This window comes from Aeoliella straminimaris (assembly GCF_024054565.1).
In the GTDB taxonomy this organism is placed as follows: Bacteria; Planctomycetota; Planctomycetia; order Pirellulales; family Lacipirellulaceae; genus Aeoliella; species Aeoliella straminimaris.
Genome location: NZ_JAMXLR010000045.1, coordinates 1 through 979, shown reverse-complemented (window position 1 = coordinate 979; position 979 = coordinate 1). Strand labels below are relative to the sequence as shown.

The 979-nt window shown below is 58.6% G+C and carries 2 protein-coding genes; both read right to left on the bottom strand.

Features of this window, described 5'->3' with window-relative positions; all coding sequences use genetic code 11:
- Nucleotides 1-545 (bottom strand): IS630 family transposase (locus NG895_RS13590; RefSeq protein WP_252853051.1); only part of this gene is annotated, 545 nt, incomplete at its 3' end.
- Nucleotides 542-922 (bottom strand): IS630 transposase-related protein, encoded by a 381-nt coding sequence (locus NG895_RS13585; protein ID WP_252853050.1) that lies wholly within the window; start codon nucleotides 920-922, stop codon nucleotides 542-544. The genes NG895_RS13585 and NG895_RS13590, both read right to left, overlap by 4 nt.
- Between the last annotated feature and the right edge of the window lie 57 nt (nucleotides 923-979).

The following is a 979-nucleotide window of genomic DNA, read 5'->3' as shown; positions in this document are numbered from 1 at the left end:
CCGCAGTGGCGGAAGTAGTTCCGCATCTCCGTCTCGCTGAATAGTTCGAGCACTTTGCCGCAGAGTTCGACAAGCGTCTCTTGGGTTCGCTTCGCACCGTCCCGTAGACAACGTTTGAACTTACTGAACGCCAGTTCGATGGGATTGAGGTCTGGCGAATAGGGCGGCAGGTAGCGGACTTCAGCCCCGGCCGCTTCGATGACCTCGACGACGCCGGCTACCTTGTGGCTGGAGAGGTTGTCCATCACCACCACATCTCCTTCTTGCAGTTCACGCACCAGGTGTTGTTCGACCCACGCTTTGAACAATCGCCCATTGATGGCCCCCTCGACGCAGACAGGGGCTATAAAACCAGTCGCTCGAATGGCCCCTAAGAATGTGGTCGTTTCCCAGCGTCCGCAGGGTGTCTTCTCCACCACTCGCGAGCCTTTCTCGCTACGACCATAGGTCCGCGTCATGTTCGTCTTCGCCCACGTCTCGTCCAAAAAGACCACCCGGTCGGGATCGAGGTCCGGTTGCGAAGCGATCCACTGCCGACGCTTCAACGCGACGTCTTCGCGGTCTTGTTCTTCGGCAAGGAGCGTCTTTTTTTTCGCGTCAGACGCAACGACTTCAGGGCCCGGCAGAGAGTCGCGTCGGAGGTCTTCCAGTCACGTTCTGTGGCGGCCAGCGCTACCAGCTCCATGAGCGTTATGTCCGGCTGCGAAGCGACTTTCTCCCGCAGCCAATCGGCGTGATTGGCCCATTCAGGTGGGCGATCTCGGGTAAGTTTCGGAGCCACTTTACCCTGCTCACGACGCTCTTGTTTTACCCGCCGTACCCACGATTCGCTGACCATGAACTGCAGCGCGACCTCACGCGTGCCTTTGCCTGCATCGCACTCCGCGAGCACTTCCGCTCGCCGCTCCTTTGAGTAAACCATCGAACCCTCCAGTGGTGAGAATTCCCAAATCTACTCAAATTGCCTGCATGGCGCTAG

Excerpts from the sequence above, each read along its gene's own strand:
- NG895_RS13585 (WP_252853050.1), bottom strand. The coding sequence starts at position 922 with ATGGTTTACTCAAAGGAGCGGCGAGCGGAAGTGCTCGCGGAGTGCGAT.